Origin of the sequence: Pseudoxanthomonas suwonensis (genome assembly GCF_000972865.1) — a bacterium.
GTDB lineage: Bacteria > Pseudomonadota > Gammaproteobacteria > Xanthomonadales > Xanthomonadaceae > Pseudoxanthomonas > Pseudoxanthomonas suwonensis_B.
The window spans coordinates 712,847-726,272 of sequence record NZ_CP011144.1; the positions used below are offsets into that span (position 1 = coordinate 712,847).

A 13,426-nucleotide genomic window follows, 5' to 3' on the forward strand; every position below is an offset into this window, starting at 1 on the left:
GACCGACATGACCCGCCAACGCAACCGGCACAAATACACGCTGCGCCGCCCGCTGACCGGCGCGATCCTGGTGGCGCTGGCGGCCACGGCACAGGCGGCCCCGCCGGCGGACGAGCTTCCGACCGGGGGGGCCGTGGTGAGTGGTGCCGCCGCCATCTCGATCCCCGACACCGCGCGCATGGTCATCAACCAGACGACGACCGGCGCCATCGTGAACTGGACTTCGTTCTCGATCGGCCAATCGGCCAGCGTCACCTTCAACCATGTCGACAGCAGCGGCGTCACGCTCAACCGCGTCATGACAACCGTGCCCTCCGAGATCTTCGGCGCGCTGAACGCCAACGGCCGCGTATTCCTGATCAACCCCAACGGCGTGCTCTTCGGCGAGACCGCGCGGGTGAGTGTCGGCGGGCTGGTCGCATCGACGATCGCCATCAGCGACCCGGACTTCCTCGGCGGCGTCGCCAACGGAAGCTTCATTTTCGACTCGGGAAGCAACACCAGCGTGGGGTTCGTCGAGAACTACGGCGAACTGGTCGCCGCTTCCGGAGGCACGATCGCCCTGCTGGGAGGCGACATCACCAACGCAGGCGCCATCATCGCCGACCTTGGCACTGTCGTACTGGCCTCTTCGCGGCAGGTCACGCTGGACTTCTTCGGCGACGGACTCACCCAGGTGTCGATCGGCCTGGGCGCGGGCGACAGGCGGATCTCCAATGAAGGCCTGCTGCAGGCGGACGGCGGCAACGTGCTGTTGCGCACCCAGACCGATGCCGGCCACTCCGACAGTTCTGGCGGGTACCTGCATCACAACGGCATCATCCGCGCACGCACGCTGCAGAACCGCGGGGGCCGCATCGTGCTCGACGCCGGGGCTGGCGTTTTGGAGGTGGGTACGGGGTATTCCGACACCGGCATCCTGGGAGCCGTCGTCGATGCCACCGGACCCGGCGCCAGCGAGTCCGGCGGCGATATCGAACTGCGCGCCGCGCAAGTGACCATCGCCGGCCTGTCGGACAGCGCGGCAGGCGCGGACAACCCTACCCTGATCGACGCCAGCGGCACCACCGGCGGCGGACGGATCGTCATCGACAGCCTGTTCCAGACATGGCTGGAAAGCTACAACTTCGACACTCCGGACGACGTCCCCCTGGTGCTGCGAAGCGATGCGCTCGGCTCCGGCCGCGGAGGCAGCATTTCCTTCAACAACCGAGACCTCAATAGCCGGACCAGCATCCTGCTGAGCGGTCCGATACGCGTGCAGGCCCGGGGCTTCGGAACGGCAAGCGGGGGCGAGGTGAGTCTCGCCACCGAGCAGGGTGGCATCCTCCTGTACGACAATCCCAACAGCACGATATCCGGGCCCATTGAAATCGATGCGAGCGGCGTGTCGGGCGGGGGCAGCATCGCGCTCCTCGCGGACAACGGCCCCATCGGGATCGAAGCCGGCACCGTACTGCGCGCCAACGCGACCGGAAACGGCGATGGCGGCAGCATCCGGGCCTTCGGCAGTACGGGGCTGCGCGCATATGGCCAGTTCTCCGCGCGCGGCGGCACGGCCGGCGGCAACGGCGGATGGATCGAGACTTCCGGCGGCGGCGTGCAACTGAGCGGCATTGGCATCGACGCGGGCGCACCTCAAGGCGTAGCCGGCACCTGGTTGATCGACCCGTACGACGTCTTCATCGTGCACGGCAACGCCAGCGGTTCCCTGCCATCGAATCCGTTGGATCCGGTAGGCGACAGCTACATCCAGGACGGCGACATCAACAATGCGCTCGACGCCGGCACCAGCGTGCACATCACCACCGGCGACCCGGCAACGGGCGACTCGAACGGCGACATCGTGTTCCTGTCCGACCCGGATCCGGTGCACATCGTCCGCAGCAACGGCACTGCCGAGCTGTCCTTCCGCCTCGATGCCCACCGGGGGATCCGTACCGATATCCACATCAACGGCAGTACACCGGTCGAAGGAGTCACGATCGACGGCGGCGGCGGCCCTCTGCACGTGCTGTTCAATGCCGACGCCAACGCCACCGCCAATCCGAATTCCGACGATGCCGGCATCCACCTGACCAACGCCACCATCCTCAGCCGCGGCGGCAACGTCTGGTTCTACGGACAGGACAACCCGGACCAGGGCGTGGCCACGAGCGAAGAGGGCGGAATCCGGTTGCAATCGAGCAGCATCGATACTCGGGACGCCACCGGAAGCGGCGGCGAAGTGCGCCTGCGCGGCCTCGGCGGCTACGACCCCGGGGTGGCCCTGTACGAAAGCACGATCTTCAGCGGCGGCGGCGGCCAGCAGCTATTCGGCCGCAACCTGTTCGGCGGCGATGGCGTCGTGCTGGCGTCAGGCAGCGGACTGCACGGGGCGGGCGGCGATATACGCATCACCGGCGTGGGGACGACGACGAGTTCGTTTCCCCGCGACGCATATGGCGTGACCGTCCAGTCCTCGCAGGTGACCAGCGACGGCGGAAGCATCGAGATCGCCGGGCGCGCCTCCAGCACCGCCTCCGCCTCCTACGCCGACCAGGCGGCGGGCGTATTCCTGGGCGCGGGCACCCGGATCGGCGGCGCGGCGACCTCGCGCGTGCGCATCGTCGGGGAATCGAGCGCGACCAACGGCGAGCAGGCCGGCATCCTCCTGTACACCAGTGACAGCAGCGTCTGCGGCGATACAGGCCCCTGCGTGGCCGCCGAAGAAATCGTGCTGCAGGCCGCCACCAGCGACGGATCGCCGGCGATCGTGTTCGGGGAAGAGGTGGCGGCCTCCCGGATCATCAACCTGCGCCCGGGCGGTGTCGATGTCAACGGCAACGTCTACGAGCGCCCGGACGATCCGATCTCGATCGGCGGCTCTGCCGGGTTCGTTCTCGATCCCGGCGACTTCCAGCGCATCATCGCACCGGACGTGGTCCTGGGCAGCGACATCCAGACCGGCCTGATCGACGTGGAACAGCCGCTGCAGCGTGTCGGCAACCTGAGCCTGCAGGCCGGCGGCAGCGACGCGGAGGGGATCTGGATCGATGCGGCCCTGAATGTCGACGGCTATACGCTGGCACTGGTCAGCGCCGGCAGGATCGGCCAGGGCACATCCGGCGCGATCACTGCGGAAAGCCTGCTGGCGCGCTCCACCGGCGGCGACGTGCTGCTGGACAACCCCGCCAACGACGTTTCCGGCAACACCCTGGCCGGCGACGCCGCCGGGGAGTTCCACTACGTCGACACCAGCGCGCTGGCGATCGGCGACGTCGACGCGCTCGGCTTCGCGGCGGCGGACAACACGCCGCAGGCGCTGTCGGCGACCGGCCTGGCCGCCGGCGACGACGTGCTCATACAGAACCTGGCCGGCGACCTGACCCTGGCCGCCGACGTCAGCGCCGGCAACGACATCACGCTGGTCACCGCGGGCACCCTGCAGAACACCGGCGGCGCAACGCTGGACGCCGGCAACCTGTGGCGGGTCTGGGCCGACACCTGGGTCGGCGAGACCCGCGGCGGGCTGGCCGGATCCGGGCCGCTGCCGAACCTGTACGGCTGCGCCTATGACAGCAGCAGCTGCAGCGTCACCGTTTCGGATACCGACAATCAATTCATCTACACCCAGCAACCGACCGCTACGGTCGTCATCGGCAGCCACTCGCGCGAATACGGACTGGACAACCCGACGTTCGGATTCGATGTCGACGGGGTGATCCTGGACGACATCGCCGCCAACGTGATCGTCGGCGACGTCTCCACGACGGCGACGATCACCAGCAACGTAGGCCAGTACCCGATCGACGGCAGCTTCACCTCGCCGGCCGGATACGTGATCAGCCTGACGCCCGGCACCCTCGACGTGTCCCCGGCCATGTTGCTGTACCTGGCCGATCCGTACAGCCGCGTCTACGGCGACCCCGAAGGCCTGCTGAGCGGCACCGTCACCGGCTTCCGCAATGGCGAGACACTGGCGGACGCCACCACCGGCACGCTCGCGTTCGCCTCCGATACCGGCCCGACTACGCCGGTCGGGACCTATGCCATCTTCGGCAGCGGCCTGAGCGCGGGCAACTACGTGTTCGAGCAGGCACCCGGCAACGCCTCCGCCTACCAGATCACGCCGGCCACCCTGCTCTACCTGGCCGATCCGTACAGCCGCGTCTACGGCGACCCCGAAGGCCTGCTGAGCGGCACCGTCACCGGCTTGCGCAACGGCGAGACACTGGCGGACGCCACCACCGGCACGCTCGCGTTCGCCTCCGATACCGCCCCGACCACGCCGGTCGGGACCTATGCCATCTTCGGCAGCGGCCTGAGCGCGGGCAACTACGTGTTCGAGCAGGCGCCCGGCAACGCCACCGCCTACCAGATCACGCCGGCCACCCTGCTCTACGTCGCCGATCCCTACAGCCGACTGGTCGGCCAGCCCAACGGCTTCTTTGGCGGTACCGTCACCGGCTTGCGCAACGGCGAGACGCTGGCGGACGCGACCACCGGCACGCTCGCATTCGCCAGTCCGGCCGACCGGTTCGCCCGGGTCGGCATCTATCCGATCCTGGGCAGCGGCCTGAGCGCGACCAACTATGTGTTCGAGCAGGCGCCCGGCAATGCGGTCGCGCTGACCGTGTTCGGACTGCAGGGCACCCTGTTCGCCACCGAACTGGTGCGCCAGCCGCAGGACAACTACCTGTACGACCGCAACCTCGGCATGGCCCCGATCTGCCCGGTCGTTTCCGACCTGCTGCGCACCAGCGCGACCGACGAAGGCGACATGCTGGCGCGGGAATGGTCGCGGGTGAAGACCCGGCCCAACCTGACCAACTGCATCCAGGGCAACCGCCGCAACGGCTGCGACGATTTCTGAGCGGCATGGACTGGCCGCGACCCGCCACCGAACCCGGCGGGTCGCGGCGCACGGCCGTATTGACCCGGACCTGATCCCGGCACAGTCTCCGGGCCAGGCGTCCTTGTGCCCTCACCGGTTCCCATGAGCCCTCCGCTGCCACGCGCGATCCATGTCATCAACCTCGACCGCGCCCGCGAGCGGATGGCGTCGGTGGTGCGCAGCTACGACGCCCACCTGGGCGACTCCGGGATCGCGTTGAACCGGTTCGTCGCAGTCGATGCCGCGGAAGCGGCCCGGCTCGGCACGCCGGGCACGTTGAACTGGGCGGAGAAGGCGTGCTGCATCAGCCATGGGCGATGCCTGCAGGCGGCCGCGGACCCGGCGTACCCGGCCTGGATCGCCGAGGACGACGTGGCGTTCGGCCCGTGGACGCTGCGCCGGATCCGCGAGGCCCTGGCCGAGGTCGGCGACCGCCCCTGGGACGTGCTGCTGACGGACATCTATGCGACCGATGTGCACGGGATGGTCGACCTGTTCCGGCTCCGGCGACGGCTGCTGGCCGAGCGGCGGACGAAGCTGATCGACCTGCGCGGCATGGCGTTCGCCAGCGCCACTTCCTATCTGGTCAATGCCTCCTCGATCCCGAAGGTCATCGGGTTGCTGCAGGAGCGGACGCAGCTGGACATGGTGCCGGACATCTGGATGAAGACCCTGGCCGGCGCCGGCAAGCTGATCTGCCTCGGCGTGTTCCCGTTCGCGACCACGGTCGCGGATACGCCCACGCAGATCCAGCCCGAATCGAGCAGCCGCGAACTTGGCTGGTGGACGGCCTATCGTTGGCTGCTGTGGGACGGTACCGATCCGGCCTGGCTCGAAGGAAAGCTGGCGGCGCTGGAAACGGGTTCCCGCGATCCGGAATCAGCCCTGCTCGGCCGGATCCTCGCGGGGACGATGTCGGAGGCCGACTCCCGCGGTGGATGACGCCTCGCCCGCGGCCACCCGCCTGGGCGACAGCGACGCCGCGTCGGCACGCGGCCCGGGGAACGCGGCCGGACGCCGCGGACGCGGCGCGTGCGCCGCCGCCTGACGCGCCGCCGCCAGCGGCAGGTCGATCCAGAACACGCTGCCCCGCCCCAGTTCGGAACGCAGCCCGATGCCGCTGCCGAGCAGGCTGGCGATCCGCGCGCAGGTCGCCAGCCCGAGCCCGAGCTTGCGCTCGGAGCGGCGCGCGCCGTCGCCGAGCTGGAAGAACCCGTCGAAGACCTTGGCCTGGTGCAACCGTGCGATGCCGCTGCCGTTGTCGCGCACCTCCAGCCGGACCCGCCCGCCCCTGTGGCGGGCCGCCACCATCACCCGCCCGCGCGGCGCGGACTCGATCGCGTTCTCGATCAGATGGCCGAGCAGGCAGCCGAGCAGATCCGGATCGCTGCGCAGGCTGGCGCCGTTGTCGTGCCAGTGCAACTCGACCGCATGCGCGGCGGCGTTGCGTGCCGCATCCTCGCGCAGCGCGCCGAACACGGCGGCCACCTCGACCACCTGGTCGGCCTGCACCGGCACCACTCCCGCGTCCAGGCGCGCATACGTCTGCAGTTCGTCCAGCAGCGTACGCACCGAAGCCGCGCATTGCTGCAGGCGTTCCACCGCCTGCCGCTGGGTCATGGACGAGGCTTCCCGCTTCAGGCTGTCGATGAACAGCGTCATCGCCTGCAGCGGCTGGCGCAGGCGGTCGCCGACCACCGCCAGCGACTGCGCCCGGCCGGTGGCCGCGGAACTGGCTCCGGCCTGGTAGTGGGTGGCCTCGTAGGTCCGTTGCCGCAATGCCTCGCGGCACGCGTCGAGGTCGCGCTGCAGGGCGCGCATGCGCGACCCCAGCGCCTGGATCCCGTCGCCGGCGGCGGGGACGTCGTCCCCGTCCGCGGCCAATGCGCGCAGCGGCCCCAGCACCCTGCGCTCGGCGGCGTACGCCACCGCCGCCGACAGCAGCACGATCGCGGCGATCGCCGCCGCGCAGCCCAGCAGGATGCGCGACTGCCGCGCGGCCAGTGCGGAACCGTCCACATGCAGCCGCACTGCGGCCGGGCCGGCGCTGGTGTACAGCCGTGGCAGGTGCAGGCCGGCCGGCCCGGCGCGGCCGACGTCGCCGGCCCAGGAGCCGTCGCCGCGCTGGCGCTCGATGCGGACGCCCGGATCCAGGATCTGCACGGCCTGGGCGACCGGAATGGTGCCGGATCCGGGATTCCCCGCCGCGGCGACACGCTCGGCCAACGCCTGCCCGTTGCGGTCGAAATCGCGATCCTCGGCACGCGTGAGCGCGATGCCGGTCGCGATCACCAGCACGATCGCCGCGCCGGCGCCGGGAATCACCAGCGTCCACAGCAGGTTCCCGCGCATTCCCGCCAGCCAGCCCGTCACGTGGCCTCCCTCGGCCCGCGCCGACCAGCAGCAGGACCCGGGGTCGGCATCGGCTCCATGGAACCATCTGTACGCCAAGCCGGCGACGCTGGCGATAGCCTTTCCGCGCTAGGCCGTGCATGCGGCCGACCTTCCGCCGCCGGTGCCGGACCGGGCGCTATACACAGCGGGATATGGCGAATGGCGTATCGCCAAGGCCGTCGCGCAGGACCACACTCGACCGCGAATCCGACCCTTCCCGCAGCCTGTCGAGGACCCATGCCATGGCAAGCACCAGCATCCGTCTCGCCGTCCTGCTCGGCGTGTTCGCCGCGTGTGGAAGCGCCGGTGCGCAGTCCAACTTCGGCGCCCAGGAACCCTCGGTCGACGCGATCGTCGAGCAGCTGCGTTCGAAGTCGGGCGCCGACGGCGCGGTCGACACCGGACGCACGCGCGCGCTGCGTCCCGGCGCGGCGGCGGCCAGCACCGCGGCACCGGCACAGAAGGCCTCGATCTCGATGCAGATCCAGTTCGGCTTCAATTCCAGCCAGATCGAGGGCGGCTCGCTGCAGACGATGGAGAACCTGGCGCTCGCGCTGGCTTCGCCGGAGCTGCAGGACCGGAACTTCACCATCATCGGCCATACCGACGGCGTCGGCTCGGCCGACTACAACCGGCGGCTTTCGCAGGCGCGGGCGCGGTCGGTGCGCGACTTCCTGGTCCAGCGCGGCGTCGCCGGCGCGCGCCTGAACACGCAGGGGATGGGGTTCGACAGCCTGCTCAACCCCGCCGATCCGGCCGCCGCCGAGAACCGCCGCGTCGAGATCGTCGCGATCAGCCAGTGACCGCGCCGCCCCCGGGCGCGGACGGAGACGGCCCATGGTCCCGCATGTGGTCAACGGCGCCACGCTGATGTGTTCGTTCGGCGTCGCGCCGTCGACGCTGACGGTGCTGCCGGTCAACCGCATGCTGTCGAGCCAGCAGCCGGCGGCGACGATCATGGATCACAAGCCGATGCTCAACATCATGCCGTTCGGCATGTGCCTGTCGCTGGCCAATCCCCAGGTCGCCGCGGCGACCTCGGCGGCGTTGGGCGTGCTGACCCCGCAGCCGTGCATACCGGCCACGGTCGCGCCGTGGGTGCCGGGCAGCCCGACGGTGATGCTCGGCAACCAGCCGTGCCTGAACATGACCAGCACCTGCAACTGCCTGTGGGCCGGCATCGTCACCGTGGTCAATCCGGGCCAGACCACCGAGCTGATCCCCTAGCGCGCCAGGGTTGTCGGCTGCCTGCGCGCAGGGCGCATGTGGCGTCCGTTTCCGCTGCCGTCCGGGCGGCGGCTCGGCGGCGCGGATCGACGGCCGGGCGGCACCACGACGCAAGCCCGCATGGCGCGGCTCGCGCGCCGCCGCTGCGCGCGCCTATCCGCCCAGACCGCCCAGGGCATTGCCGAGCGCGTTGCCGGCGTTGCCCAGCGAACTGGCCGCCTGGCTGGCGGCCGCACCCGCCGCCTGGGCCGCGCCCTGCGCCTGGGCCACGCCCTGCTGAGCGGCCTGCTGCGCGGCCTGGCTGGCCTGGCCGATCGCCTGCTGGGCGCTGCCCAGCGCTTCCTGCGCGGCGTCGCCGGCCTGCTGCGCGGCCTGCTGCACGGCTTCCTGGGCCTGGTTCATCGCACCCTGCGCGGCATCGTTGAGCGCCTGCTGCGCCTGCTGCGCACCGGCGCTGGCCTGGGCCATCGCTTCCCGCGCGGCGTCGTTGACCTGCTGTTGCGCCTGGTCGACCGCCGCACCGGCCTGCGCCATCGCGTCCTGCGCGGCGTCATTGGCCTGCTGCTGGGCCTGGTCGACCATCTCCCTGGCCTGTTCGACCGCGCCCTCGGCGGCCTGCTGCGCCTGCTGCTGGACGCCGTCGACCGCGTCCTGCACCTGTTGCATGCCTTCGCGGGCGGCGTTCTCGACCGCGTCGCGCGCCTCCTGCACGGCCTGCTTGGCGGTGGCGATCGCCTCCTGCGCCGCCGCGTTGGCCTGTTGCTGGGCCTGGTCCAGCGCGGCCAGGGCCTGGTCCAGCGCGGCCGTGGCCTGGTCGGCCAGCGCGTTGGCCTGGTCCAGCGCGTTGTTCGCCTGCTGCGCCAGCGCATCGACCGCGCCGAGCGCGTTGCCGGCGTTGCCGAGCGCGTTGCCGGCGCCGGCGAGCTGCTGCGCCAGCGCATCGCGCAGTTGCTGCACGTAGGGGCAGTCGGAACTGGGCAGGTCCACCGGCAGTTCCGGGAACTGGTCGGGCAACTCGTCCAGCGCGGCGCCAAGCACGCCGAGCGCGTCGTCGAGCGGTCCGCGGACCTGATCGAGCACCTCCTGCAGCGCCTGGGTGCTGGCGCCGGCGAGGATCTCGCGCGCCAGCCCGACCGCTTCGTTGGCCCCGGCCAGCGCCTGCTGCACGGTGTCCTCGATCAGGCCGGTGGCGTTGTCGATCATTTCGTTGGCCTTGGCCAGCGCCTGCTGCGCGGCCTCGTCGGCCAGCGCCTGGGCCTCGTCGAGTTTCTGCGCGGCCGTCTCCATCGCGCCCTGCACCGCGCCCTGGACCTGGGCCTGGGCCTGGTCGATCGCATCCTGCGCGGTGGCCAAGGCCTGGTCGGCGGCGTCTCCCGCCATCTGCTTGGCGTCGTCGATGGCCTGGTTGGCCTGCGCCATCGCGCCCTGCGCCGCGTTCTCGGCCGCAGCGCGGGCATCGTTGACCGCCTGGTTGGCCTGCGCCATCGCGCCCTGCGCGGCCTGGCCCGCCTGTTGCGCGGCCTGGCCGATCGCCTGCTGGGCCTGCTGCAGGGCGCCGTTGGCGGCGCTGCCCGCGGCCTGGCCGGCGGTGGCGATCGCACCCTGCGCCTCGTTCATCGCGCCCTGCGCCGCCTGGCTGGCCTGCTGCGCGGCGGCATCGGCCGCCTGCGCGGCCTGCTGCACCGCCTGGCCAGCGGCCTGCTGCGCCGCCCCTGCTGCGCCGGCCGGGTTGCCGAACATGCTCATGGCGGCGATGTCCGTTGCAGGCCGGCGCCGGCCCGGGTCAGCCAGATCTGCAGCAGCAGCGCGCGGTCGGCCAGCGGTCGCCCGCGCGCGGCCAGTATCTGCCGCACTGCCGGATCGCGGGCGACCGTTTCGCGGCCGGCGACCACGTTGGCCAGCACGTACAGCGCGCTGGCGCGCTGGCTGCGCAGGCCGTAGCGGCGAGACTCGGCCAGCAGCTCGCCGAGCTCATGCCCGAACTGGCCGGCCGGCGCGGACCGCAGCTGCGGGAAATGCCGGACCAGGTAGCCGCCCAGCCGCGCCTGCAGGCTGCGCTCTCCGATCGAGGCCAATTGCTTACGGTTGAACTGGAACATCTGCGTCCTCCTTCAGGCCGTATCCAGTGTCGCGGGCGACAGCGCCACCGCGCGGCCCTGCAGCGCGCCGTTGGATTCGAAGCACAGCACCGTGTCCGGACGTTCGTCTTCGACCACGAAGCGCCGGATCGGACCGAAGAAATCGCGGCGTGCCTGCCGCTCCAGCTGCGGGATGACCAGCCGGAACACGCGCGGATCGTAGAAGCGGAAGAACATCGCGCGGCCTTCGGCATCGAGTACCCGCAGGTGCCGCCGCAGGTGCTGGCGCACCTCGTACAGGCCCATGCCGGGCCCGGCGTGCAGCACGATGCCCCAGTGGTCGTTCCAGCCCTGGCGCAGCACGGTTTCGCCGAACGGGTCGTCCGCGCGCAGCCGGACCAGGTGCGGCGCGGCCTCCTCCAGCAACGGGTCGAGCGCACCGGAGAACAGGCACGAATACTCGCAGCCGGACACCGCCAGGCGCGCCGGCAGCCGCTCGACCATGGCGCCGTCGAGCACCGCGAACACGCCGTCGCGCGCGGTCGCCGCACCGTCGAAGGCGACGCCTCGAAGCCGCTCCAGTAGCGCCGGGTCGATCACGGCCGTGGCCTGCGCGATTCGGTCATGTCACATGCTTCCCTTCCCCGTGCCACCGATTCACGCCAGCGCCCGCAGCGCGGCACGTGCCGCCTCGCACTCGGCGCAGAACGGCTGCGCCTGCGCGGCGGCCTTGCGCAGCGCCTGCGCCTGCGCCTGCTGGCCAGGATTGCTGACCTTGCCGGCGACCCCCTTGATCGCCGCGTCCGCCAGCTTGGCCTTGTCCGGCTTGTTGCCCTTCTTCGCCGACAGCGGGCTGCCACCACAGTTGACCCGGACCAGCGCGCCGTCGAGGGTGACGCCGGCCGGCCCGATCGTGATCGAACTGCCGCCGGCCTTCAGGCTGATCTGCACCCCGGCATCGAGCACGATGTTGACGCCCGCCTTGAGATGGATGTCCATCCCGGCGTCGATCGCGGTATCCATGCCCACGCTCAGGTGCAGGTCCTGCCCCGCCTGGAACGAGGTGCTGCCGCCGATTTCGGTGAAGACGTCCTTCTCGACCTTGACGAACTCGCGCTCGCCGACCACCAGGTGCCGCTCCTTGCCGACGTGGATCAGCTGGTTGGCGCCCACCGTCAGCTGCTGGTTGGCGCCGACCGAGGCCGTGCTGTTGTTCAGCACCTGCGTCTGCAGGTCCTTCTGCGCGTGCAGGAAGACCTCCTCGCTGCCCGCCTTGTCCTCGAATCGCAGCTCGTTGAAGCCGTCGCCGCCCTTGCTCGAATTGCTCTTCAGGGTGGACTTGGTGGCTTCGCCCGGGAGGTCGTACGGCGGCATGTTGTTGGCGTTGTACAGGCTGCCGACCACCAGCGGCCGGTCCGGATCGCCGTGCTCGAAGGCGACCAGCACTTCCTCGCCGATCCGCGGCAGCATGAACATCCCCCAGCGCGAGCCGGCATGGCCGTGCACCACCCGCACCCAGCGCGAGCTCTTGTCGTTGTATTCGCCGCGGCGGTCCCAGTGGAACTGCACCTTGATCCGGCCGTACTTGTCGGTGTAGATCTCCTCTCCGGACGGCCCGGTCACCACCGCGGTCTGCGGCCCGTGGATCGTCGCCTTCGGCGTGGCCCGGGGGTCGCGGTAGGCGACCTTGCGCGGGATCATCGAGAAGGTGTTGGAGTAGCTGCTCGCGGCCGATTCGCGGCCTACGTTGCTGTTGCCGCGGTGCGTGACCGACAGCACCATGTACTCCCGGTTGATCGACTTCTGCGGATGCCCGTCGAGCTCGAAGCAGTAGCCCGGGGTCAGCGTGCGCACGTCGCTGGCGCCGTCGAGGATCTCGTGCTCGGCCTCCTCGGCCTCCATCCGCACCCGCGCCGCCTGCTCGCCCTCGTCGCGCTGGCCGTAGTCGCCCGGATACAGGAAGCGCTCGTAGTTCTGGTTGTCGCCAAGGCTTACCAGCGAATCGACGCTGGCCTCCAGCGTATCGGTGGGCTTCTCGAAGTTGTAGTCGCGCATCACCATGCGGCCGCTGCGCAGCTGGCTGCGGTGGACCAGCGCGGTGACGGTGTCCTCCTCCTCCGCGGCCCGCGCCTCGGCGTAGCGGATCAGGTCCCGCTCCAGGCGCGGATGGCTGTCGTTGTTGTCGGTGAACACCAGCGTCTCGGCCTGGGGCCCGTACTTGACGTAGTAGTGGATGCCTGCGCGCTCCAGCAGGCGCGAGATGAAGTTGAAGTCGCTCTCGCGGTACTGGGTGCAGTAGTCCAGCTGCGGATAGGCGCCGCGCAGCTCCAGTTCGTAGTCGCGCAGGTTGTACTCGCCCAGCATCGCCTCGACGATGTCCGGGATGCTCGTCTGCTGGAAGATGCGCGAATCCTCGTTCAGGGTCAGCGGCCACAGCCACGGCACGATCGTGCAGCGGTAGCACGTCAGCAGGTTGCCGTCGGTGGCCGGGTCGTCGATCTGGCCCATGCGCACGAAGGCCGAGACGATGCCCGTCCAGTGGCGCGAATCCTCGTCGGTCTCGATCCGCAGCGTCACCCGCTTGCCGATCAGCTCCGCGGGATCGATGTCGTCGCGCTCGGACAGCACGTCCAGCCTGAACTCGAACGGCCGCGACACGCCCTCGACGCCCTCGAACTCCTGGATCAACAGCGCGTCTTCGCCGAGCGGCGTGCTCAGCTGGTACATGCGGCGGCTGGTGGTGTAGCCCATGGGTGCGACGCCGGAGGGGAATGGTGGTGCCGGGCTTCTCGCCGCTATCGTCGTCGTCCGCGGACGCCGGCGACATTCGCAATACGGCCTAGCCCAAGCG

9 protein-coding genes are annotated in these 13,426 nt (G+C 70.5%); 4 read left to right on the plus strand and 5 right to left on the minus strand.

Features of this window, described 5'->3' with window-relative positions:
- The first annotated feature begins 7 nt into the window (after positions 1-7).
- Positions 8-4,855 carry an MBG domain-containing protein gene (locus WQ53_RS03090; protein WP_052630302.1) on the plus strand — a complete coding sequence of 1,616 codons (4,848 nt, stop codon included), beginning with the start codon at positions 8-10 and terminating at the stop codon, positions 4,853-4,855.
- Between the two features lie 123 nt (positions 4,856-4,978).
- Positions 4,979-5,818 (plus strand): glycosyltransferase family 25 protein, encoded by an 840-nt coding sequence (locus WQ53_RS03095; RefSeq protein WP_052630304.1) that lies wholly within the window; start codon positions 4,979-4,981, stop codon positions 5,816-5,818.
- Here the strand turns inward: WQ53_RS03095 and WQ53_RS03100 are convergent.
- Complete coding sequence (locus WQ53_RS03100) at positions 5,756-7,228, minus strand: sensor histidine kinase (RefSeq protein WP_052630306.1); 1,473 nt, start codon at positions 7,226-7,228, stop codon at positions 5,756-5,758. The two genes, WQ53_RS03095 and WQ53_RS03100, sit on opposite strands and share 63 nt — an antisense overlap.
- Positions 7,229-7,512: 284 nt before the next feature.
- On the opposite strand from WQ53_RS03100, the gene WQ53_RS17180 reads away from it, so the two are divergent.
- Positions 7,513-8,073: an OmpA family protein gene (locus WQ53_RS17180; RefSeq protein WP_201774025.1), complete on the plus strand. Its 561-nt coding sequence runs from the start codon at positions 7,513-7,515 to the stop codon at positions 8,071-8,073.
- Positions 8,074-8,107: 34 nt separating this feature from the next.
- On the plus strand, positions 8,108-8,497 hold the full coding sequence (locus tag WQ53_RS03110) for a DUF4280 domain-containing protein (protein ID WP_052630308.1): 390 nt from the start codon (positions 8,108-8,110) through the stop codon (positions 8,495-8,497).
- Positions 8,498-8,650: 153 nt separating this feature from the next.
- Here the strand turns inward: WQ53_RS03110 and WQ53_RS03115 are convergent, their stop codons facing one another.
- From WQ53_RS03115 to WQ53_RS03130, 4 genes are read right to left on the minus strand one after another with little or no spacing between them, the layout of a single operon-like run.
- A complete protein-coding gene (locus WQ53_RS03115; RefSeq protein WP_144409208.1) occupies positions 8,651-10,243 on the minus strand; it encodes a hypothetical protein in 1,593 nt (530 codons plus the stop codon).
- The gene (locus tag WQ53_RS03120) at positions 10,240-10,596 is read right to left on the minus strand and encodes a hypothetical protein (RefSeq protein ID WP_052630313.1); all 357 of its coding nucleotides are present in this window, start codon (positions 10,594-10,596) and stop codon (positions 10,240-10,242) included. The genes WQ53_RS03115 and WQ53_RS03120 overlap by 4 nt, the downstream gene beginning before the upstream one ends.
- A gap of 12 nt (positions 10,597-10,608) precedes the next feature.
- Positions 10,609-11,175: a DUF4123 domain-containing protein gene (locus tag WQ53_RS03125; protein ID WP_052630315.1), complete on the minus strand. Its 567-nt coding sequence runs from the start codon at positions 11,173-11,175 to the stop codon at positions 10,609-10,611.
- Positions 11,176-11,232: 57 nt separating this feature from the next.
- Positions 11,233-13,326, minus strand: a complete 2,094-nt coding sequence (locus WQ53_RS03130) for a type VI secretion system Vgr family protein (protein WP_052630317.1) — start codon at positions 13,324-13,326, stop codon at positions 11,233-11,235.
- Between the last annotated feature and the right edge of the window lie 100 nt (positions 13,327-13,426).

Coding starts and splice junctions, on each gene's coding strand:
- WQ53_RS03095 (WP_052630304.1), top strand. CDS start 4,979: ATGAGCCCTCCGCTGCCACGCGCGATCCATGTCATCAACCTCGACCGC.
- WQ53_RS03090 (WP_052630302.1), top strand. CDS start 8: ATGACCCGCCAACGCAACCGGCACAAATACACGCTGCGCCGCCCGCTG.
- WQ53_RS17180 (WP_201774025.1), top strand. CDS start 7,513: ATGGCAAGCACCAGCATCCGTCTCGCCGTCCTGCTCGGCGTGTTCGCC.
- WQ53_RS03130 (WP_052630317.1), bottom strand. CDS start 13,326: ATGGGCTACACCACCAGCCGCCGCATGTACCAGCTGAGCACGCCGCTC.
- WQ53_RS03100 (WP_052630306.1), bottom strand. CDS start 7,228: ATGCGCGGGAACCTGCTGTGGACGCTGGTGATTCCCGGCGCCGGCGCG.
- WQ53_RS03115 (WP_144409208.1), bottom strand. CDS start 10,243: ATGAGCATGTTCGGCAACCCGGCCGGCGCAGCAGGGGCGGCGCAGCAG.
- WQ53_RS03110 (WP_052630308.1), top strand. CDS start 8,108: ATGGTCCCGCATGTGGTCAACGGCGCCACGCTGATGTGTTCGTTCGGC.
- WQ53_RS03120 (WP_052630313.1), bottom strand. CDS start 10,596: ATGTTCCAGTTCAACCGTAAGCAATTGGCCTCGATCGGAGAGCGCAGC.